The sequence below is a fragment of the Microbacterium timonense genome, assembly GCF_900292075.1.
GTDB lineage: Bacteria > Actinomycetota > Actinomycetes > Actinomycetales > Microbacteriaceae > Microbacterium > Microbacterium timonense.
In genome coordinates, this window is sequence record NZ_OLMV01000001.1 from 1062518 (window position 1) to 1084470 (window position 21953).

Annotated in this window: 16 protein-coding genes; 13 read left to right on the plus strand and 3 right to left on the minus strand. The window is 71.5% G+C overall.

The genetic code is table 11. From position 1 onward, the window contains the following. Positions 1 to 65 precede the first annotated feature (65 nt). Positions 66 to 884 carry a 16S rRNA (cytidine(1402)-2'-O)-methyltransferase gene (gene rsmI, locus C9992_RS05100; RefSeq protein WP_106814425.1) on the minus strand — a complete coding sequence of 273 codons (819 nt, stop codon included), beginning with the start codon at positions 882 to 884 and terminating at the stop codon, positions 66 to 68. A gap of 41 nt (positions 885 to 925) precedes the next feature. Here rsmI and C9992_RS05105 point away from each other — a divergent pair, with 41 nt between their 5' ends. Next, positions 926 to 2509, plus strand: coding sequence for a dolichyl-phosphate-mannose--protein mannosyltransferase (locus C9992_RS05105; protein ID WP_106814426.1), 1584 nt, complete (start codon positions 926 to 928; stop codon positions 2507 to 2509). 9 nt (positions 2510 to 2518) lie between these two features. On the opposite strand, the gene C9992_RS05110 is transcribed toward C9992_RS05105, so the two are convergent. Together C9992_RS05110 and C9992_RS05115 are read right to left on the minus strand one after the other, a co-directional pair. Then, positions 2519 to 4384: a thioredoxin domain-containing protein gene (locus C9992_RS05110; RefSeq protein WP_106814427.1), complete on the minus strand. Its 1866-nt coding sequence runs from the start codon at positions 4382 to 4384 to the stop codon at positions 2519 to 2521. A 28-nt stretch (positions 4385 to 4412) separates the two neighbouring features. Next, positions 4413 to 5249, minus strand: coding sequence for an aldo/keto reductase (locus C9992_RS05115; RefSeq protein ID WP_106814428.1), 837 nt, complete (start codon positions 5247 to 5249; stop codon positions 4413 to 4415). 99 nt (positions 5250 to 5348) lie between these two features. Here C9992_RS05115 and hrpA point away from each other — a divergent pair, with 99 nt between their 5' ends. From hrpA to C9992_RS05175, 12 genes are all read left to right on the plus strand, one after another. Continuing rightward, positions 5349 to 9362 carry an ATP-dependent RNA helicase HrpA gene (gene hrpA / locus C9992_RS05120; RefSeq protein WP_106814429.1) on the plus strand — a complete coding sequence of 1338 codons (4014 nt, stop codon included), beginning with the start codon at positions 5349 to 5351 and terminating at the stop codon, positions 9360 to 9362. A gap of 49 nt (positions 9363 to 9411) precedes the next feature. After that, complete coding sequence (locus C9992_RS05125) at positions 9412 to 10353, plus strand: quinone oxidoreductase family protein (RefSeq protein WP_106814430.1); 942 nt, start codon at positions 9412 to 9414, stop codon at positions 10351 to 10353. A gap of 112 nt (positions 10354 to 10465) precedes the next feature. Continuing rightward, entirely contained in the window at positions 10466 to 11848 is a 1383-nt protein-coding gene (locus C9992_RS05130; protein WP_235007992.1) for an O-acetylhomoserine aminocarboxypropyltransferase/cysteine synthase family protein, read from the plus strand. 37 nt (positions 11849 to 11885) lie between these two features. Further along, positions 11886 to 12896, plus strand: a complete 1011-nt coding sequence (locus tag C9992_RS05135; protein WP_106814432.1) for a Gfo/Idh/MocA family protein — start codon at positions 11886 to 11888, stop codon at positions 12894 to 12896. Position 12897: 1 nt separating this feature from the next. After that, positions 12898 to 13761: an NYN domain-containing protein gene (locus C9992_RS05140; protein ID WP_106814433.1), complete on the plus strand. Its 864-nt coding sequence runs from the start codon at positions 12898 to 12900 to the stop codon at positions 13759 to 13761. A gap of 65 nt (positions 13762 to 13826) precedes the next feature. Continuing rightward, positions 13827 to 15029 carry an ROK family transcriptional regulator gene (locus C9992_RS05145; protein WP_200826217.1) on the plus strand — a complete coding sequence of 401 codons (1203 nt, stop codon included), beginning with the start codon at positions 13827 to 13829 and terminating at the stop codon, positions 15027 to 15029. A gap of 9 nt (positions 15030 to 15038) precedes the next feature. Continuing rightward, positions 15039 to 16139, plus strand: coding sequence for a sugar ABC transporter substrate-binding protein (locus tag C9992_RS05150; RefSeq protein ID WP_106814434.1), 1101 nt, complete (start codon positions 15039 to 15041; stop codon positions 16137 to 16139). Between the two features lie 10 nt (positions 16140 to 16149). Further along, positions 16150 to 17082 (plus strand): ATP-binding cassette domain-containing protein, encoded by a 933-nt coding sequence (locus C9992_RS05155; RefSeq protein WP_106814663.1) that lies wholly within the window; start codon positions 16150 to 16152, stop codon positions 17080 to 17082. Then, positions 17079 to 18329 carry a sugar ABC transporter permease gene (locus C9992_RS05160; protein WP_106814435.1) on the plus strand — a complete coding sequence of 417 codons (1251 nt, stop codon included), beginning with the start codon at positions 17079 to 17081 and terminating at the stop codon, positions 18327 to 18329. Before C9992_RS05155 ends, C9992_RS05160 begins: the two co-directional genes overlap by 4 nt. A gap of 289 nt (positions 18330 to 18618) precedes the next feature. After that, positions 18619 to 19704, plus strand: a complete 1086-nt coding sequence (locus C9992_RS05165; RefSeq protein WP_106814436.1) for a sugar ABC transporter substrate-binding protein — start codon at positions 18619 to 18621, stop codon at positions 19702 to 19704. 108 nt (positions 19705 to 19812) lie between these two features. After that, a complete protein-coding gene (locus C9992_RS05170; RefSeq protein WP_106814437.1) occupies positions 19813 to 20640 on the plus strand; it encodes an ATP-binding cassette domain-containing protein in 828 nt (275 codons plus the stop codon). Beyond that, positions 20637 to 21911, plus strand: coding sequence for a sugar ABC transporter permease (locus tag C9992_RS05175; RefSeq protein ID WP_106814438.1), 1275 nt, complete (start codon positions 20637 to 20639; stop codon positions 21909 to 21911). Before C9992_RS05170 ends, C9992_RS05175 begins: the two co-directional genes overlap by 4 nt. Positions 21912 to 21953 lie beyond the last annotated feature (42 nt).

Here is a 21953-nt window from a genome sequence, read left to right on the forward strand (position 1 = left end):
GCCGGCGCCGCCGCTGTGACGGGACACCCGGTGCACCCCGCATCCCGAGGCGGGTTTCGTAACACTCAGGCCCGTGCTGCCAGCGCCGCCTGGTAGAGCTCACGGCGGGAATGGCCGGTGACGCCTGACACTTCGGCGGCGGCATCCTTCAACCGGATGCCGTCAGCCACGAGCGCGAGCACCTGGCGTACGGCGTCGTCGAACGGGATGTCGCGCTCCGGCGACCCCGCGACCACGATCACCAGTTCGCCGCGCACGCCCTGCTCCGCCCATGCCGCGAGTTCGCCGAGCGCACCGCGCGCGACCTCCTCGTGCAGCTTGGTCAACTCACGGCACACGGCGGCGCGACGGTCGGCGCCGAACACCGCGGCCATGTCGAGCAGCGTCGCCGCCACGCGCGACGGAGCCTCGAAGAAGACCATGGTGCGCGGCTCCGCGGCGAGCGCGCGCAGGGCGGCGGTGCGCTCCCCCGGCTTGCGCGGCACGAAGCCCTCGAACGTGAAGCGGTCGGTCGGGAGGCCCGATACGGCCAGCGCCGTCACCACCGCGCTCGGTCCCGGGATCGCGGTCACCGTCACGCCCGCCGCTGCGGCGGTGGCGACCAGGCCGTAGCCGGGGTCGCTCACGGTCGGCATCCCGGCATCGCTCAGCACGAGCACGTCCTGGTCGCGCGCCAGCTCGACGATCTCGGGCGCCCGTTCCTTCTCGTTGTGGTCGTGCAGGGCGATCAGGCGGGGACGATTGTCGATGCCCAGCGCCGAGAGCAGCCGCTGCGTGGTGCGGGTGTCTTCCGCCGCGACCACGGTGGCCTCTTCGAGGGCCTCCACGAGTCGCCGCGAGGCGTCCCCGAGGTTGCCGATCGGGGTCGCCGCGAGGATGATCACGCCCTCAGCCTAGACTCGGCCCTCGCGCCTACACTGGCAGCGTGACGGATGCCCCGCGGCTCGAGGCCGACCCGCCCGCCGCCCCGCTCCTGACCCCCGCGCGTCCGAGCCTGTACGACCGCTTCGCGCGCCGGCTCAGTGAGGACGCGCGTGCCAGACGCCTCTACCGGTGGCTGGGACCCGCCATCGTGCTCGTCATCGCGGCGGTGCTGCGACTGTGGAATCTCGCGGCCGCGCACGACCTGATGAACCAGTTCGACGAGACGTACTACGTCAAGGACGCCTGGACGCTGCTGCACCTCGGATACGAGGCATCCTGGCCCGCCGACGCCAACGCCCGGTTCCTGTCGGGCGACGTCGATGTCTTCACGACGGACCCCGCGTTCGTGGTGCACCCGCCGCTGGGCAAGTGGATCATCGCGCTGGGCATGGTCGTGCTCGGTCCCGAGTCCGGGTGGGGCTGGCGCATCACCACCGCGCTGCTGGGCGTGGCCTCGGTGCTCGTCCTCATGCTGATCGCGAAGCGCCTCACGCGCTCGACCACCTTCGCAGTGGTGGCGGGACTCCTCATGGCGATCGACGGCCTCGCCATCTCGATGAGCCGGATCGCCCTCCTGGACACCTCGCTGCTGTTCTTCGTGCTGCTCGCCTTCCTGTTCGTGGTGCGGGACCGGGAACGCACGATGGCGCGGATCGCCGAGACCGTCGCCGCGCGCCACGACGGCGACGAGCCCCCGTCGTGGGGGCCGGTGCTGTGGAACAGGCCGTGGATCGTGGCGGCGGGCGCGGCGCTGGGTGCCGCCACCGCGGTGAAGTGGTCGGGTGCGTGGGTGCTGGCGGGGCTCGGCGTCTACCTGGTCGTGAGCGACGCGCTGGCCCGCAGGCGCGCGGGGGTGCTCTTCTGGCCGATGGATGCCGTGCGCCAGGGTGTGATCACGTTCCTCCTGTTCGTCCCTGCCGCCTTCGTCGTCTATCTGGCATCGTGGACCGGCTGGCTCGTGACGGACGGCGGATACGACCGGCACGCGGGGAGCAACGCGCTGCAGAGTCTGTGGCTCTACCACATGGCGATGTACGCCTCGACGGCCGGCATCACGTCTGCGCACGCGTATGCGAGTCCCGCGTGGCAATGGCCGCTGCTGCTGCGCCCGACCGGCGTGTACTACCACCAGGACGCGTTCGGCGTGAACGGGTGCGGGGCGGCGAACGGCTGCTCGGAGGTCATCTCCACGATGCCCAACCCGCTCATCTGGTACGCCGGCGTGGCCGCTGTGCTGTATCTCGCGTACCGCTTCGTCGTCGCGCGGGACTGGCGGTATGCGCTGGTGCTGACGGGTGTCGCTGTCTCGTACGTGCCGTGGCTGTTCCTGCCGCAGCGCACGATCTTCCAGTTCTACACGGTGCTGATCCTGCCGTTCATGCTGCTGGCGCTGACCTTCGCCCTGCAAGACATCGCCGGCCGGCCGTCGGCGACCGCCTACCGCCGGCACACGGGGCAGCGGCTCGTGCTGGTGTTCCTCGGCGTCGCGATCGCACTGTCGGCGTTCTGGTACCCCATCATCTCGGCGATGACTGTGCCCTACGACTTCTGGCACATGCACATGTGGCTGAGCAGCTGGGTCTGAACCGCAAGGTCAGCCGGCGAGGTCGGCCGGGTCGGTGACCGGCAGGCGACAGGCGAAGTCGCGGCAGTCGTACGCCGCGGGCGCACCCGCGCGGGGGCGCTTGTCGGCGAACAGCTCGAAGCCGGCCGCCTCCCAGCGGCGCGCCTGGTCCTCCGAGACGATCGTCACGACATCGGCACGGATGCCGCGTGCTGCGACCTCCAACGGACCACCGCCCGGGGCGTGGTCTTGATCCGGCACCACGACGACCACCTGCCGCGGCGCCGCGGCGAGGGCCGCCGCCGCACGCAGCATCGCGCCGAAGGCCAGCGGCTGCGCGAGCGCCGCCGGGGCGTAGGCAGCAACGATGCGCTCGGCCGACTCGCGATAGCGGTCGCCGGCGCCGAGCATCCAGAGGCGGACTGCCGCCTCGGCCAGCGATGCCGGCCCCGAGGGCTCGTCGCCGTCCGAGGCGGCATCGGGCGCCCCGATCCCCTGTTGCGTGAGCACAGGGTCCCCGCCGCCCGGGACGACGATCTCGCCCTCCGCACCGAGACACGAGTCCACCAGCTGCCTGGCCCGGACCGCGTACGCCACCTCTCCGGTCGCCGTCGCGAGGGCGGCGAGGCCGGCCGCCAGCTGCCCGTGGTCGGCGAGCGTCGCACGGGCGCGAGACGGGATCTCGTCGAGTGATGCGCGCGAGAGCCGGCCGTCGGTGCCGACGTTGACCTCGAGCACCGCGTCGGCGGCCCAGCGGGCGGCCTCGAGCCACGACGTCTCGCCCAGGCGGAGGGCCGCGCGGGCGAGAGCGCCGATCGCGAGGCCGTTCCACCCGCTGACGACCTTGCCGTCGACCGCCGGTGGCTGCAGTCCGGCCCGCGCCTCGGCATCCCGCGCGTAGTATCCGCCCTCGCTGCGGACGCCGTCGATCCAGGATTCCGAGTCCTGAGCGGCACCGAACCCGCCGCCCGGCTGCTGCAGCACATCGATGAGGAAGCGGGCGATGCCGCGCGCGACATCGTGCCGCGGCGGCGCTGCGTCCATCGCGACGTCGAGCAGCTGGGCGTTGTCGGTCAGCATGCGTTCGTAGTGCGGCACCGTCCAATCCGGGCGGGTCGCGTACCGGAAGAAGCCGCCCTCCACCGGGTCGATGAGCTCCGATGCGGCCATCGCGGCGAGGGCGCGGTCGGCGACCGCCACCGCGTCGGCGGCGCGCTCGCGCACGACGGCGGTCTGCAGGAATCGCAGCGCCGTCGCGACCGGGAACTTCGGTGCGTTCGACGCGGGGTCGCCGAATCCTCCGTGGCGCGGATCCTCACGGGCTGCGAGCGACGTCGCGGCGACCGCGAGCTCATCGGCGGTGGGGACAGCGGCCTGCGTCGACCGGTCGCCCGCACGGGCCTGCGCGAGCGCGTCGGCGATGGCATCGGCCGTGGCATCGATCTCGTCACGGCGTTCGGTCCATGCCTCGCGCACGGCCGCGAGCACCTGACGGAACGCCGGCATGCCGGCGCGGGGTTGCGGAGGAAAGTACGTGCCCGCGTAGAATGGGCGCCCCTCGGGGGTGGTGAACACCGTCAGCGGCCACCCGAGGTTGCGGGTGAACGCGGCTGCGGCGGCCATGTAGGCGGCGTCGACCTCGGGGTGCTCCTCGCGATCGACTTTGATGGAGACGAACCCGGCGTCCAGCTCGGCCGCTGTCACGGGATCGTCGAACGACTCCCGCGCCATCACGTGGCACCAGTGACACGTGGAGTATCCGATCGACACCACGACCGGCACGTCGCGCCGCCGAGCCTCGGCGAACGCCTCCTCACCCCACGGGTACCACGCGACCGGATTGCCGGCGTGGGCTCTCAGGTACGGGCTCGTGGCGTGCTCGAGGCGTGGGTTCACGGCATTCGCTCCTCCCGCTCGCGAGAGGTCAGTTCACCTCGTCGGGGTGCGCGCTCACACGGCCCGAGCCGTCACCCGGGTCCATCGCGTCGATGGCGGCGACCTCTTCGGGCGTGAGCTCGAAGTCGAAGACGTCGAGGTTCTCCTGGAGGCGCTCACGCCGCACCGACTTCGGGAAGACGATGAAGCCCTTCTGCAGGTGCCAGCGCAGCACGGCCTGGGCGGGAGTCTTGCCGTGCGCCGCGGCCGCTGCCGCGACCGGCTCCGCGCCGAACAGGTCGTACTTGCCCTGGCCCAGAGGGCCCCACGACTCGATGTGCATGCCGCGGGATGCCGCCCAGTCGGTGATGTCGCGCTGCTGGTACGCCGGGTGCAGCTCGATCTGGTCGACGGCCGGCACGACACCGGTGGCGGCGACGATCTTCTCCAGGTGCTCGACCAGGTGATTGGACACGCCGATGCTGCGGGTCAGGCCGGCCTCGCGGAGGGCGATGAGCTTCTCCCAGGCGTGCAGGTAGTTGTCGCGCGCAGGCGTGGGCCAGTGCACGAGGTACAGGTCGACGTGCTCCAGTCCGAGTCTTGCGAGGCTCTCCGCGATCGCGGCGTCGGGCTCGTCGCCGTCGTGGCGGTCGTTCCACAGCTTCGTCGTGATGAACAGCTCGTCGCGCGGGATGCCGCTCGCGGCGATCGCCGCGCCCACACCCTCTTCGTTGCCGTAGATGGCGGCCGTGTCGATGTGACGGTAGCCGACCTCGAGGGCTTCGGTGACGGCGCGCTCGGTGTCTGCCGGCGGAACCCGGAAGACGCCGTAGCCGAGCTGGGGGATCGTGTTGCCGTCGTTGAGGGTCACGCTGGGGACTGTCATGCATCAAGCGTAGGACTGATCGGCGTCGCCCGTCGGGCGCGCCCGTCGGGCGCGCCCGACACGGCGAACCGACCCGGAGTCGGGATACGATCGAAGGCTATGTCCGCGCCCGAACCCGTCATCTCGTATCCGCCGGAGCTCCCCGTCAGCGCCGCGCGGGACGAGATCGCGCGCGCCATCCGCGACAACCAGGTCGTCATCGTCGCGGGCGCGACGGGGTCGGGCAAGACGACCCAGCTGCCCAAGATCGCCCTGGAGCTCGGGCGCACCCGGATCGCGCACACCCAGCCTCGCCGCATCGCGGCACGGACGATCGCCGAACGCGTCGCCGAAGAGCTGCAGGTGCCGCTCGGCTCGACCGTCGGCTACAAGGTGCGCTTCACCGACAAGGTCTCGGACCAGACGCGCATCGCGCTCATGACCGACGGCATCCTCCTCAACGAGATCCACCGGGACCGCCTGCTTCGCCGCTACGACACGATCATCGTCGACGAGGCGCACGAGCGGTCCCTCAATGTGGACTTCCTCCTGGGCTACCTCCACCGGATCCTGCCGAGGCGCCCCGACCTCAAGGTCATCATCACGAGCGCCACGATCGATCCGGAGAGCTTCGCCAAGCACTTCGCCACCCGGCCGGCCGGTTCCGGGAGCGAGCCTCAGCCTGCTCCGATCATCGAGGTCTCGGGGCGCACGTACCCCGTCGAAATCCGGTATCGGCCTCGCGCCCGCGCCGACCGGGAGGCCGACGGGTCCGACGACGTCGACGGCATCACCGCGGCGCTGCGCGAACTGGATCGAGAGGCGTCGGGCGACGTGCTGGTGTTCCTCCCGGGCGAGGCCGAGATCCGCGACGCGGCCGATGCGGTCCGCGGCATGTACGCGAAGGATGCCGCGCCCACCGAGGTGCTGCCCCTGTACGGCCGGCTCTCCGCCGCCGAGCAGCACCGCGTGTTCGAGCCGTCCGGCGTGGCGGGCGGGCGGCGCCGCGTCATCCTGGCGACCAACGTCGCCGAGACCAGCCTCACCGTTCCCGGCATCCGCTACGTCATCGACACCGGCACGGCGCGCATCTCGCGCTACAGCAACCGCAGCAAGGTGCAGCGGCTGCCCATCGAGCCGGTGTCGCAGGCGTCGGCGCAGCAGCGATCCGGACGCGCCGGCCGCACCAGCCCCGGCATCGCGATCCGCCTCTACGCCGAGGACGACTTCACCGCACGCCCGGAGTTCACCGAGCCGGAGATCCTGCGCACGAGCCTCGCCTCGGTCATCCTGCAGATGCTCTCGCTCGGCTTCGGCGACATCTCGTCGTTCCCCTTCCTCACACCTCCCGACTCGCGAGGCGTCAAGGCCGCGTTCGATCTGCTCGTCGAACTGGGGGCCGTCCGCCCGGCGAGCCGCGCGCGGTCCGCGCATGCGGAGTCAGGCCGCGGCGGCCGCGCACCGGACCGGCCGAGCCTGACCGAGCTGGGCCGCGAGATCGCGCGATTGCCCATCGACCCCCGGTTCGCGCGCATGCTCATCGAGGCGCGGCGCACCGGCGTGCTGCGAGACGTGCTCGCGATCGTCGCGGGGCTGTCGATCCAAGACGTCCGCGAGCGGCCCGAGGACCGCCGCGAGGAGGCGGACCGCCTGCACGCGCGGTTCACCGATCCCACCAGCGACTTCCTGAGCCTGCTGAACCTGTGGAACCACCTGCAGCAGAAGCAGGTCGAGCTCGGTTCGAGCGCCTTCCGCCGCCTGTGCCGCGCCGAGCACCTCAACTACGTGCGGGTGCGGGAATGGGCCGACGTGCACCGTCAGCTCAGCGCCCTGGTGGGTGCGCCGCGACCTTCGACGCGACCACGGGGCGATGGCGGGGATGCCGCGAACCCCGACGACATCCACAAGGCGATCCTCTCGGGCCTGCTGTCGCACCTGGGGCTCCTGGACGAACGCACCGCGGCCCCGGCGGCGCGCGGCCGAGGCGGCACGCCGGACCGCGCCGAGCAGCGCCGCAACGCAGAGTATCTCGGCTCTCGTGGCACCCGGTTCGCCATCTTCCCCGGCTCCGGCCTGCGCAAGAAGCGACCGACTGCCGTGATGGCGGCGGAGCTCGTCGAGACCAGCCGGCTGTTCGCCCGCACCGTCGCCGCCGTCGACCCCGCGTGGGCTGAGCCCCTGGCCGGCGACCTGGCGAAGCGTTCGCTGAGCGAGCCGCACTGGTCCAAGAGCGCGGGCGCGGCATCCGCCTACGAGAAGGTGACGCTGTTCGGTCTGGAGATCGTGCCCAAGCGCCGGGTGCAGCTGGCCCGCTTCGACCGGCCGCTCGCGCGCGAGTTGTTCGTGCGCCACGCGCTCGTGGAGGGCGACTGGGATCCGCCCGGTTCGCTGAGCACCACCCAGGGCGACAAGCGCCTGATGGCGTTCGAGCGCCGCAACCGGGAGCTGCGCCGCCGGCTCGAGAAGATCGAGGAGCGCGAGCGCCGTCGCGACATCCTCGTCGGCGATGAGGCCGTCTTCCGCTTCTACGACGCCCGCATCCCGCGGGACGTGTTCGACGCCCGGTCCTTCGAAGCGTGGTGGAAGGATGCCTCGACCCGCACGCCGCGGCTGCTCGACATGAGCGAGGCCGACCTCGTCGACGAGGCCTCGCGCGGGGACGAACGGGACTTCCCGGCACGCTGGCAGCAGGGTGATCAGGTGCTGTCCCTCGCGTACCGCTTCGAACCCGGCGCCCCCGACGACGGCGTGACGGTCGTGGTGCCGCTGGCTCTGCTCGCCCAGCTGCGCCCCGACGGCTTCGACTGGCAGGTGCCCGGCATGCGGGACGAGCTCATCACGGCGCTGCTGCGCGCCCTGCCCAAGGCGATCCGCCGCCACGTCGTGCCCGCAGCGGACTGGGCGGCGACCTTCTCGGCAGAGCTGGCCGGCGACGGGCCCGAATCGCATGAGGGCCTGCCGCCCGCGGGGCTGCGTCAGGCGCTCGCGGCGCGGATCCAGCGCGTCGCGAACCAGCCGGTGAGCGCCGCCGACTTCGACCTGGAGCGGGTTCCCGCCCACCTTCTGGTGTCATTCCGGGCGGTGGACGAACGCGGCCGCGCCGTCGGCTCGGATCGCGACCTCGGCGCCTTGCAGGCGCGGCTGGCCGATCGAGCCCGCGCGTCGGTCTCACGCTCGCTGAGCCGGCAACGGCCCGCAGCCGCTCCGGCCGCCGCGTCCGGCCCGCGGCCGGCCCCCGACGCCCCCACGACGGCGGGCGCGGCGTTCGCCGAGCGCAACGGCCTCACCGACTGGACGTTCGGCGACCTCCCCGAGGTGGTGGACACCAAGGTGGCAGGCGGGGTGGTCCGCGGCTATCCCGCGATCGTGGACGAGGGCAGCGCGGTCGCCCTCCGGATCGAGGCCACCCCCGAAGCCGCCGCACGCGCCACGCACGCCGGAATGCGCCGGCTGGCGCTGCTCGCGGTCGCCTCCCCCACCGCCTATGTGCTCGAGCACCTCACCTCGGCCGAGAAGCTCGCGCTCGCGGCATCCCCCTACCCCTCCGCGAAGGCCCTGGTGGAGGACTGCCGGGTGGCCGTGGCCGATGCCGTCATCGCGCGCACCGCGACCGACGGCGTCGTGCGCACACGCGCCGCCTTCGAGACCGTCCGCGACGCCCTGTCGGCAGTCGTCGTCGACGAGCTGTTCCGGACGGTGTCGCTCGTCGCCCGTATCCTCACCGCGACCCGCGACGTGGAGCGCGCCATGCGCGACGCGAACTCGCTCACGCTGCTCGGAGCACTGGGTGACATCAAGGGCCAGCTGGCGGGCCTGGTCTTCCCGGCCTTCGCGTCGCGCACCGGCCTGGACCGGCTTGCGCAGCTGCCGCGCTACCTGCGGGCGGCACTGGAGCGCGTGCGCACCCTGTCGGACAATCCCGGCCGTGACCGGCAGCGCATGACCGAGTTCGAGCGGGCCGCGGCCGTCTTCGCAGACGCGGGCGGCGTCATCCCCCTCGAGGAGGACGCCCCCGCCTCGCTGGTCCACGCCCGGTGGCTCCTCGAGGAGTACCGTGTGAGCCTGTTCGCACAGTCTCTCGGCACCGCCGAGCCGGTCTCGCTGCAGCGGATCCAGCGCGCGCTGCGGGAGTGAGCGGCCGGCGCCAGGAATGCCGGATCCCCCACGAGGAGTTGCCCCCACCATGACCACCGCCATCGCGTACACGCAGCTCGGAGGCCCCGAGGTCCTGCAGCAGATCACGATCGCCGATCCGGTCCCCGGTCCGGGCGAGGTGGCCGTCCACGTCGCCGCCGTCGGGGTGAACCCCATCGAGGCCAAGCTCCGCAGCGGGGCACGGCCCTCGGCGCCGATCACCGAGCCGCGTCGGCTGGGGGCTGACGGTGCCGGCGTCGTGACGGCGGTCGGCGAGGGCGTGGACGGCTTCCGGCCGGGCGATCCTGTCGTCTTCGCCGGGGCGTCGGGCGCCTACGCGAGCGACCTCGTCGTCGCCGCCTCGCGCGTGTTCGCCCGCCCAGCGCAGGTCAGCGCCGCACAGGGTGCAGCGCTGGGCATCCCGGTCGGCACGGCCTACCAGACTCTCCGGTCGCTCGGCGTGGGCGCGGGCGACACGCTCCTGGTCCACGGCGGCTCCGGCGCCGTCGGAGCGGCGCTCATCCAGTTCGCGGTGCTGTGGGGCGCGGCGGTCGTCGCCACGTCGTCCGAGCGCCGATCCGAGCGGGTGCGCGCCCTCGGCGCCACCCCTGTCCGCTACGGTGACGGCCTGGCCGACCGCGTCCGCGCCGCGGCCCCGCGCGGCATCACCGTCGCCATCGACGCCGCGGGCACCGACGAGGCGCTGCAGACCTCGCTCGAACTCGTGGCGGACCACGAGCGCATCGCCACGCTGGTGCGGGGGCGGGATGCCGCAGGCCTCGGCATCCGCGCCTTCTCGGGCGGCTCGCCCGAGCCGCTGACCGCGCAGCAGCAGGCCTGGCGTACCGAGGCGGTGCCGGTGGCCCTCGCGCTCATGGCGGCGGATCGCTTCACGGTCGAACTCGGACCGTCGTTCGCACTCGCCGACGCCGCCGACGCGCACCGAGCGGTCGAAGAAGGCGTCGACGGCAAGATCACACTGGTGCCGTGACCGGCGGGGCGTCCCCTTCCGGCGACGCCCGACCGCGACCGGTGGATGCCCGAGCGCAACAGTTCGACACACGAGCAGCATCGTGAGGCGGCGCGGCTCGACAATGGTCCGTATGCCGGAATCCGTCAGCGCTTCCGCGGCGCCGCCATCCGCCGCCGCTCGCTCCTTCGCGACCGCGCAGGTGCAGGCCGGATTCGACTCCCGCGTCGCCGAGAACACCGCGGTGCCCTCGATCCATCAGTCCAACGGGTTCGAGTTCCGCTCGCTCGCCGAGGCGCGCGAGCTGTTCGCCCTCCGTAAGGACGGCAACATCTACAGTCGCGCCGCCAACCCCACGGTGCTCGTCTTCGAGCGCCGCGTCGCGGAACTGGAGGGCGGCATCGGGGCGGCCGGCGTCGCCTCCGGTCAGGCCGCCGTGGCAGTGGCGCTGCTGGCACTGGCCAAGCAGGGCGAGCACATCGTGGCGGCACGGCAGCTCTACGGCGGGACGATCGACCTGCTGCAGGACACGTTCGCCGACTGGGGCATCGAGGTCACCTTCGTCGACCAAGACGACCTCGCGGAATGGCAGGCGGCTGTCCGCCCGACCACGCGGGCACTGTTCGCGGAGTCCATCTCCAACCCGATCGCGCAGGTGCTCGACCTCGGCGCGGTCGCCGCGATCGCCCGGCGCGCGGGGGTGCCGCTGGTGATCGACAACACGGTCGCAACGCCCTATCTGCAGCGGGCCAAGGACTTCGGCGCCGACATCGTGGTCCACTCGGCGACGAAGTTCCTGGGCGGGCACGGCACCTCGCTCGGCGGGGTCGTGGTCGACCTCGGCACGTTCGACTTCACGGCCGAGCCGCACCGGTGGCCGCAGCTCACCCAGACCTACCCGCGCGTCCCGCAGGGCAGCCTCGTCGAGCGGTTCGGCGCCGGCGGATCGCCCTACATCGCGCTGGTGAAGACGAAGTACGTGCACGACCTGGGGCCTTCCCTGTCGGCGTTCAATGCGTTCCAGCTGCTTCAGGGCCTGGAGACCCTTGACCTGCGGATGCAGCGCCATACCGCGAGCGCGCTGACCGTCGCGCGCTTCCTCGAGACGCATCCCGCCGTCGCGCGGGTTCATCACCCGGGCCTGGAATCGAGCCCGTGGCGCGAATCCGCCTCGCGCTACCTGCCCCGCGGCGCGAGCTCGGTCTTCGCGTTCGACGTGCACGCCACCGGCGACCCCGAGGCCGACTTCCGGCGCGTGGAGGAGCTCATCGCTCGCCTCCGCGTCATCCGGCTCGTCGCGAACATCGGCGATGCGCGCAGCCTCGTCGCCCACCCGGCCTCCATGACGCACAGCCACATGTCGCCTCAGCAGCTGGCCGAGGCGCACATCGGCGCCACGACCGTGCGGCTGTCGATCGGCCTGGAGGATCCGCAAGACCTCGTCGCGGATCTCGCCGGCGCCCTCGACCCCATCGCCGAGGCCGAACGACGGCCGGTGGCCGCCGCCGCCCGCTGAGCGTCGCGGAGTCCGCCGCTCCCGCTAGCCTCGTGCTATGACCTCACCGTCCGACTCGCCAGGCGGCACTGCGCTGCGCTGGGGCATCCTCGGTCCCGGCGGCATCGCGCGGGCCTTCACCAGCGACCTGCGAACGGCCGGCCTCGACGTGGCCGCCGTCGGTTCCCGCCGGCAAGAGAACGCCGACGCGTTCGCGGCTGACTTCGAAATCCCGCACGCACACGGGTCGTACGAGGACCTCGTCGCCGACCCCACCGTCGACATCGTCTACATCGCCACCCCCCACCCGCTGCACGCCGCCAACGCGCTGCTCGCGCTGGACGCCGGCAAGCACGTCCTCGTCGAGAAGCCCTTCACCATCAACGCCGTGGAGGCGGCGGCCGTGCGCGATGCGGCGGCAGAACGCGGTCTGCTCGCGATGGAGGCGATGTGGACGCGGTACCTGCCGCACATGGTCCGCGTCCGTGAGCTCGTGCGGTCGGGGGCGCTCGGCGAGGTCCGGGCCGTCACCGCCGACCACACCCAGCTGCTGCCGAGCGATCCCGCCCACCGGCTCAACGCGCTGGAGCTGGGCGGAGGGGCACTGCTCGACCTCGGCATCTACCCGATCTCGTTCGCGTGGGACATCCTCGGCGAGCCGCTGTCGATCGCCGCGTCCGCGCGGCTGGGCGAGACCGGCGCCGACACCGAGGTCGCCACCGTCATGGCCCACGCCTCCGGTGCCCTGTCGACCTCGCTGTCGGCGTCCCGCGCCGCGGGACCGAACACCGCCTCGATCATCGGCACGCAGGCGCGCATCGACATCGACCCGGTCTGGTATTCCGCCACGTCCTTCCGCCTGGTCGCCCCCGACGGCACCGTCCGCGAAGAGTTCCGCTCCCACGGCGCCGGCCGCGGGATGCAGTATCAGGCACTGGCCGCCGCGCGGTACCTCGCGGAGGGCCGCACCGACTCCGACGTGCTGCCCGTCGACGAGAGCGTCGCGATCATGGCGACGCTCGACGAGATCCGTGCGCTCGTGGGCGTGCGCTACCCCGGGGAGGAGTGACATGCCCGACCTGCAGAACGCGCGCGTGGCGGTGTACCTCGACTTCGACAACATCGTCATGTCGTGGTACGACCGCGTGCACGGCAAGAACTCCTACTCGCGAGATCGCCAGCGCATCGCGACGGATGCCTCCGACCCCGAGATCGCCGAACGGCTGGCGGCCGCGACGATCGACGTCGGGGCGATCATCGACTACGCCACCTCCTTCGGCACGCTCGTGCTCACGCGCGCCTACGCCGACTGGTCGGCGCCGGTCAACGCCGAGTACCGCTCGCAGCTCGTGGCGCGCGCGGTCGATCTGGTGCAACTGTTCCCGGCGGCCGCGTACGCCAAGAACGGCGCCGACATCCGCCTGGCGGTCGATGCGGTGGAAGACATGTTCCGCCTGCCCGACCTCACGCACGTCGTCATCGTCGCGGGCGACTCCGACTACGTCCCGCTGGCGCAGCGCTGCCGCCGGCTCGGGCGGTTCGTCGTGGGGGTGGGGGTGGCCGGCTCCACCGCGAAGTCGTTGGCGGCCGCGTGCGACCAGTTCGACTCGTACGACGCTCTGCCCGGCGTCGCCGCTCCGCCGGCGGGACGGAAGGATGCCGCGCCGCAGCGGCGACGCACGCGCAAGGCCGCCGCGGATCCCGCGGGGTCGCTCCTGGACCGCGCGCTGCGCCTGGAGAGCGACAAGGAGGGCGTGGAGTGGCAGCACGCCTCGGCGGTCAAGAGCCTCATCAAGCGTCTGGACCCGTCGTTCAGCGAGAAGGCGCTGGGGCACAAGAGCTTCTCCGAGTTCGTCAAGGCGCACCCCGATGTCGCGGAGGTCGACGAGTCGGGCAACATCGTGCTCGTCCGCCTCGCCGCCGACCGGCGCTGACCTCGGACGTCACGACTCGATTCCAGCCCGATCTGGGAATTCGGCGGTCCGGTACAGTGTGACCTGTGGCACGCCGTAACGCCCCGCCGGGCTCGCAGACCTCGCTGCGCGAGGCCAATCGCGCGCGCGTCGTCGAGTCCCTCAAGCGCCACGGCCGGCTGACGCAGATCGAGCTCGCCGGCAGCACGGGGCTCTCCCCCGCCACCGTCTCCAACATCGTCAAGGAGCTGACCGCGTCGGGCCTGCTGCACACGTCGTTCACGACGAGCAGCGGCCGCCGGGCGACGCTCGTGTCGCTGGCCCGGCGGCTGGGCCTGGTCGCCGGCGTCCACTACAGCTCGCGTCACCTGCACATCGCGATCGCCGACACCGCTCGCACGATCGTCACCCAGACCTCGCTCCCGCTCCCCCTCGACCACCGTCACGATGCCGAGCTGGACCGCCTCGCCCTCCTCCTCGGCGACATGATGGACTCGCTCGGCGGATCGCCGTCAGACCTGCTGGGGGTGGGACTGGCGCTGCCGGCACCCATCGACCCGCGCACCGGTATGGTATCCACTCCCGGACTGCTGCGGGGATGGGCGGGCGTCGACGTCGCCGAGAGCCTCTCCGCGCGCATCGGTCGTCCCGTGCACGTGGACAGCGAGGCGAACCTCGGCGGCCTCGCCGAGGCGCGCGAGGGCAACGGCCGGGCCGCGGCATCCTCCGTCTTCATCCGCGTCGGGCACACCATCAGCGCCGGCCTGGTCGTCGGCGGCGACCTCTTCCGCGGCGTCAACGGCAAGGCGGGCCAGATCGGGCACGTGACCCTCGACGAGAACGGCCCGATCTGCCGGTGCAGCAACCGCGGATGCCTGGAGACCTACGCCGGCGGGCCGGCACTGCTGTCGCTGTTCCCGCCCAGCGAGGGGATGCACCGCCTGGGCGACCTGCTGCACGCGGCCGAGGCGGGAGACGGTGCGGCGCGCCGCGTGATCGCCGATGCCGGCCGCCACATCGGTATCGCCGCGGCGAGCCTGTGCAACCTGTTCGACCCGGAGATCATCGTCGTCGGCGGCGAGCTGGGGCAGGCAGGTGAGATCCTCATGGCTCCGATGCGGCATTCGCTCGAGCGCACCGCCCTGGCCTCCGCGCAGGGTCTTCCCGAGATCGTGGGTGCCTCGTTCGGCGAGTGGTCCGAGACACGCGGGGCGATCGCCATCGCGCTGGACCAGGTCAGCGTCGACGCCCAGCTGCCCACGGCGCCTTCCCTGCCGATCACCGCATAGGCTCGTGCGATGTCCCGTTCGCGACTGACACGGCCGCGGCGGCTCCCGAGCGGGCGCCGCGCGATGGCCACCGTCGCGACCGCAGTCGCGACGGCGGTCGTCCTCGCGGCCTGCACGGGCGCACCGTCGCACGGAGAGGGGACCCCCGCCGACGACACCATCGCGCTGCTGCTGCCCGATGCCAAGACCGCGCGGTACGAGACCTTCGACCGGCCGTTGTTCGAGGCGCGTGTGGCGGAGCTGGGCGACTACGACGTGCTCTACGCCAACGCCGACCAGGATGCCGCCAAGCAGCAGCAGCAGGCCGAGTCCGCGCTCACCGCCGGCGCCGGAGTGCTGGTGCTGGACCCGGTCGACGCGAACGCCGCGGTGAGCATCGTGACGTCGGCCAACGCGAGGGGCGTGCCGGTCATCTCCTACGACCGGCTCGTCGCGGGCGGCGATCTGGCGTACTACATCTCCTTCGACAACGAGAAGGTCGGGGTGCTGCAGGCGACCGCCTTCGTCGAGGGCGTCCGCGAGAGCGACGACGGCGGCGGCATCCTCATGGTCAACGGCTCCCCCACCGACAGCAACGCGGCCCTCTTCAAAGAGGGCGCGCACAGCGTCATCGACGACAGCGGCCTGCGTGTGCTGGCGGAGTACGACACGCCCGGCTGGAATCCCGAGAAGGCGCAGGAGTGGGTGGCCGGCCAGATCGCCCAGCACGGCGACGCGATCGCCGGCGTCTACGCGGCCAACGACGCCACCGCCGGCGGCGCGATCGCGGCCCTGCGGGTCGCCAACGTCGAGCCGCTGCCGATCGTCACCGGTCAGGATGCCGAGCTCTCGGCGATCCAGCGCATCCTCACCGGCGACCAGTACATGACCGTGTACAAGGCCATCAAACCGCAGGCCGAGCTGGCCGCAGAGGTCGCCGTCAAGCTGCTGCACGGCGAGGAGGTGACCGCGCCGCTGGAGATCGAAGGCACACCGGCGACCCTTCTCGACCCGGTCGCGGTGACCGTCGACGACATCATGGACACCGTGGTGGCCGACGGCTTCTGGAGCGTCTCGGAGATCTGCACGCCCGCCTACGCGGATGCATGCGCGGCGGCGGGCATCGGGTAGGGTCCGGATGATGTCGATGAGCCAGCCGCGGACCGGACGCCCGCGCGAACGCGTGCTGACGATGCGCGGCATCGGCAAGCGCTTCGGCGCGGTGCGGGCTCTCACCGACGTCGACTTCTGGGTCAACGAGGGCGAGGTGGTGGCCCTGGTCGGCGACAACGGCGCGGGCAAATCGACGCTCGTGAAGGTGCTGGCGGGCGTGCACCCGCCCGACGCCGGCACGATCGAGTTCGACGGCGAGCCCGTGGTCATCGACTCCCCCGCCGACGCGCAGCGGCTCGGGATCGAGACGATCTTCCAGGACCTCGCGCTGTGCGACAACCTCGACGTCGTGGCGAACCTGTGGCTCGGACGGGAGCTGCGCGACGGTGCGACCCTCGATGAGGTCGGCATGGAGCAGCGCACCTGGACGCTGCTGCGGGAGCTGTCGGCCAAGATCCCGTCCGTCCGGATCCCCGTCGCCTCGCTCTCGGGCGGACAGCGTCAGACCGTCGCGATCGCCCGGTCGCTCATCGGAGAGCCCCGGATCGTGATCCTCGACGAGCCGACCGCCGCGCTGGGCGTGGCGCAGACGGCCGAGGTGCTCAACCTCATCGAGCGGCTGCGCGAGCGCGGCCACGGAGTGATCCTCATCAGCCACAACATGGCGGACGTCCTGGCGGTGGCCGATCGCGTCGTGGTGCTGAGACTGGGACGCAACAACGGCGTCTACAACGTGCCCGACGTGACCAGCGAGACGCTCATCGCCGCCATCACCGGCGCCGTGGACCACTCCCCCGCCCGGCGGTCCGATCGGGCCGGAGCCGACACCCCGCCCGGCACCGGGGAGCCCGCCGCGCCTCCCGCCGACGCCGCCGGCGAGCCCGGCGGAGGCACGGTGATCCGGATGCCGCCGGGCGGCGCCCGTCGGTCGACGCGACCCCGTGGGAACGGGCGGCGATGACCGGCACCCGCGATGGTCGCCCGGGCGAGGGCGTGCACGTGGACGAGCCCCTCCTCAGCGGAAGCGGCATCCGTCACGCCACGGAGGCGTTCCTCTCGCGCATCCGCGGCGGCGACCTCGGCGCGCTGCCCGTCGTACTCGGCATCATCGTCATCTGGACGGCGTTCCAGGCACTCAACCCCGCGTTCCTCTCCAGCGAGAACCTCGTCAACCTGACGATGCAGTGCGCCGCCATCGGCACGATCGCCCTCGGCGTGGTCGTCGTGCTGCTGGTCGGCGAGATCGACCTCTCGGTCGGCTCGGTATCGGGCCTGGCCGCCGCCGTGCTCGCCGTCGCGTTCGTGCAGCTGCAGTGGAACCTCGTGTTCGCCGTGCTCGCGGCGATGGCGATCGGATGCGTCGTCGGCCTGCTCTACGGCTATCTGTACACGCGGTTCGGGCTCCCCAGCTTCGTCATCACCCTGGCCGGGCTGCTCGGCTTCCTCGGCCTGCAGCTGTGGGTCCTGGGCCGGACCGGTTCGATCGCCATCCCGTTCGACACGTGGATCGTCCAGTTCGCCCAGCAGCTGTTCCTCCCGCCGTGGGCCGCGTACGTGCTCGCCGTGGTCTCGGTGGGCGTGTACGCGTGGTCGCGGGTGCGCACCGCGCAGCGGCGCGCCGCGGCCAACCTCGTGAGCCAGAGCTACACGTCCATCGCGGTGCGCAGCACCGTGCTGCTCGTGTTCCTGGCGGCCGCGACCTGGTACCTGAGCCTCGACCGCGGCGTGGGTGTGATGTTCCTCTTCTTCCTCGCGCTCGTCGTCGTGATGGACTTCCTGCTCACCCGCACACGATGGGGACGGGCCGTGTACGCCGTCGGCGGCTCGGTCGAGGCGGCACGGCGTGCCGGCATCCGTGTGAACCGCATCTATCTGTCGGTCTTCGCGATGTGCTCCACGCTCGCCGCGGTCGGGGGCATCCTCGCGGCGGCGCGTCTGGCCTCCGCCAACCAGAGTTCCGGCACCGGCGACGTGAACCTCAACGCCATCGCGGCGGCGGTCATCGGCGGCACCAGCCTGTTCGGGGGTCGCGGTTCCGCCTATGCCGCTCTGATCGGCATCGTCGTCATCCAGTCGATCTCGTCCGGCCTGACCCTGCTGAACCTCGACTCCTCGGTCCAGTTCATGGTGACCGGCGTCGTGCTCGTTCTCGCGGTCATCGTGGATTCGATCTCCCGCCGCACGCGTGCGGCCACCGGTCGCGCCTGACATCCGCCGTGCCTTCACTTGACGAACGCTCCGCGCGGCGCGCCCGCGCATGTTCGGGATGACGGATGGCATTCTGCACGGTGACGCCCAGAGATCCTCACCAATCTGACGGGTAAGCGCTGTCTGCGAGCGCGCGAGTTCGCCGTGGTCGCGCGCATCGGCGGGGCGTTGCCAAAGCGTTACGTTCAAGACTTGACGATAAGAATCGATGTCGTCATGATCGCTTTCAGCGCGATCAACCCGAGGGCGACCCTGGGGCCTCGCTCGCTTCAACGACGAAAGGCGAAAGATGAAGAAGTCTTCACTCCTCGCGGTGGCAGCCCTGGCGGGTGCCGCTGCGATGGTGCTGGCCGGCTGTTCCAGCAACAGCGGCGGAAATGGCGGCGCGACCGACGGCGGAGGCGGCGGCGACGCGGCCGGACGCGCGTGCGTCATCCTCCCCGACGCGGCCTCCTCGCCGCGCTGGGAGAACTTCGACCGCAAGTACCTGCAGGAAGGTCTCGAGGCGGCGGGGTTCGAAGCCGACATCCAGAACGCCCAGGGCGACACCAACAAGTACGCCACCATCGCCGACCAGCAGCTCACCAAGGGCTGCGGCGTGATGCTCCTCGTCGACTACCAGGGCGCGGCCGAGGCCGTGGCCGAGAAGGCCAAGGGCGAAGGCATCCCGGTGATCGCGTACGACCGTCCCTTCGACGGCGCCGACTACTACGTGTCGTTCGACAACGTCGAGGTCGGACGCCTCGAGGGCCAGACGGTGCTGGACGGCCTCGCCACCGCCGGCAAGGACCCGGCGACCGCGGTCGTCGTGTACATGGGCGGCGACCCGACCGACGGCAACGCCGCGATGTTCCACGACGGGGCCGTCGAGGTGATGGAGGCCGCCGGCATCAAGGCGGCCGCCGAGCCCCCCGGGGTCTGGGACCAGGCCAAGTCGCAGACCAACTTCGAGCAGGCGCTGACCTCGCTCGGCGGCAAGGTCGACGGCGTGTGGGTCGCCAACGACACCAACGCCGCGGGCGTCATCAAGGTCCTGCAGGACAACAACCTGACCGGCGTCGCCGTGTCGGGTCAGGACGCGAACGTCGCCGGCCTGCAGAACATCCTCCTCGGCTGGCAGACCGCCACGGTCTACAAGCCGGTGAAGGACGAGGCCACCGCCGCCGTCGAGACGGCGATCTCGCTCCTGAACGGTGAGGACGTCAAGACCGACGCCGAGCTCGACGACGGCACGCCGTACATCCAGGTCACGCCGATCCTGGTCGGACCCGACAAGGTCAAGGACGTCATCGCCGCCGGTGACGCCGACTACGACGACGTCTGCACGCCCGACGTGATGGCTGCGTGCGAGCAGTACGGAGTCACCGCCCAGTAAGGCCCGTCTCGGCTGCGGGGGCGTCGCGTCGATCAGGCGCGGCGCCCCTCGCAGCGCACCGGGTCCGAACCGGGCCCGCCCGTACGGCGCACACGCAAGGAAGCGAGCATGTCAGACACCATCACCCCTCCCGCCGTCGCAGTCGGCACCGACCCGATCATCAAACTGGTCGGCGTCAAGAAGTCCTTCGGCCCGGTCAGCGTCCTCAAGGGCGTCGACCTCTCCGTCCACCCCGGCCGGGTCACCGCCCTCGTCGGCGACAACGGCGCCGGAAAGTCCACGCTCATCAAGGGGCTTGCTGGCGTGCAGCCCTACGACGAGGGCGAGGTGCTGATCGACGGAGTCCACCGGGACCTCCACGCACCCCGCGACGCATCGAACCTGGGCATCGAGGTCGTCTACCAGGACCTCGCCCTGTGCGACAACCTCGACATCGTCCAGAACATGTTCCTCGGCCGTGAGGAGCTCTCCGCCGGAACCTTCGACGAGGGCCGCATGGAGAAGGAGGCATCCGACACCCTGCGCTCCCTCTCGGTGCGGACGGTGAAGTCGGTGCGGCAGAAGGTCTCGAGCCTGTCCGGTGGCCAGCGCCAGACCGTCGCGATCGCCCGCGCGGTGCTGAAGAAGGCTCGCGTGGTCATCCTCGATGAGCCCACCGCCGCCCTGGGCGTCGCCCAGACCGAGCAGGTGCTGAACCTCGTCAAGCGCCTGAGCGAGCAGGGCGTTGCGGTGATCCTCATCAGCCACAACCTCGCCGACGTGTTCGAGGTCGCCGACGACATCGCCGTGCTGTACCTCGGGCAGATGGTCGCGCAGATCCCGACCAACGAGACCACCCGTGACGACGTGGTCGGCTACATCACCGGCACGAAGGCGCCGCAAGGCGTGACCATCCTCGACACCTCGACCGTTCGCACCGAAGGAGGCGCGGAATGAGCAGCAACGCCACGACCCGGACCGAGGCCGCGCCCGATCCGCTGGCCAGCGACCTGATCGGCAGCGGCGTCGAGGGCGGGATCGGAGACCAGGTCGCGGCCTGGTGGCAGCGCGTGCGTGGCGGCGACATGGGGGCCCTTCCGGCCATCGGCGGCCTCGTCGTGCTGTTCGTCCTGTTCTCCGCGCTCAGCCCGTTCTTCCTCACGGAGCGCAACTTCGCCAACCTCCTGAATCAGGCGGCGACCCTCGTCGTTCTCGGCATGGCACTGGTGTTCGTGCTCCTCCTCGGCGAGATCGACCTCTCCGCGGGCGTGACCGGCGGCGTGGGCATGGCCCTGTTCGTGGTCCTCAACGCCCAGTTCGGCATCCCCTGGCCGCTCGCGCTGCTGATCGGCTTCGGATTCGGCTTCCTCACCGGCGCCTTCATCGGGTTCTTCGTGGCGAGGGTGGGAATCCCGTCGTTCGTGGTGACGCTGGGCCTGTTCCTGGGCTTCCAGGGACTGGCGCTGGTCGTCATCGGCCCGGGCGGCCTGTTCCGGCTCGAGGTTCCCGAGCTCATCGCCCTGCAGAACGGCAACCTGCCGGTCTGGGGCGGCTGGGTCATGCTCGCGATCATGCTCGCGATCTCGGCGGGCACCTCGTTCTGGGATCGCGCGCGTCGCACGCGCGCCGGCGTCCCCAATCGGGCGCTGTCGCTCGTATGGATCAAGCTCGCCGTCATCGCGGTGATCGGCGGCGTGGTCGTGTACGTGCTCAACCAGAACCGAGGGCAGTCCGTCGTCGAGGTCGCCGGCGTCCCGATCGTAGTGCCGGTGGTGCTGGCGATCCTGTGGATCGGCACGTTCGTGCTGGACCGCACGAAGTTCGGCCGCTACGTCTACGCCATCGGCGGCAACGCGGAGGCCGCGCGCCGCTCGGGCGTCAAGGTGCGGTGGATCAAGTGGTGGGCGTTCGTCATCTGCTCGAGCCTCGCGGTCTTCTCCGCGCTGCTGAGTGTGGCACGCGTGGGGTCCGTCGACGCGACCGTCGGCCGCGACATCGTGCTGTCGGGTGTCGCCGCCGCCGTGGTGGGTGGCGTGAGCCTGTTCGGTGGAAAGGGCCGGCTGATGCACGCCGCCATCGGCGCCCTCGTGATCGCGACCATCACCAACGGCCTGGGGCTGCTGAACCTGCCCGCGGGCATCAACCTGCTCGTCACCGGCGGCGTGCTGATCCTCGCCGCCACCGTCGACGCCCTCTCGCGGGTACGGGCCGGCGGGGCGCGCACGTAAGCCTCGCAGGTCAGTGCGAGAGCGCCGGGTGGATGCCCCACC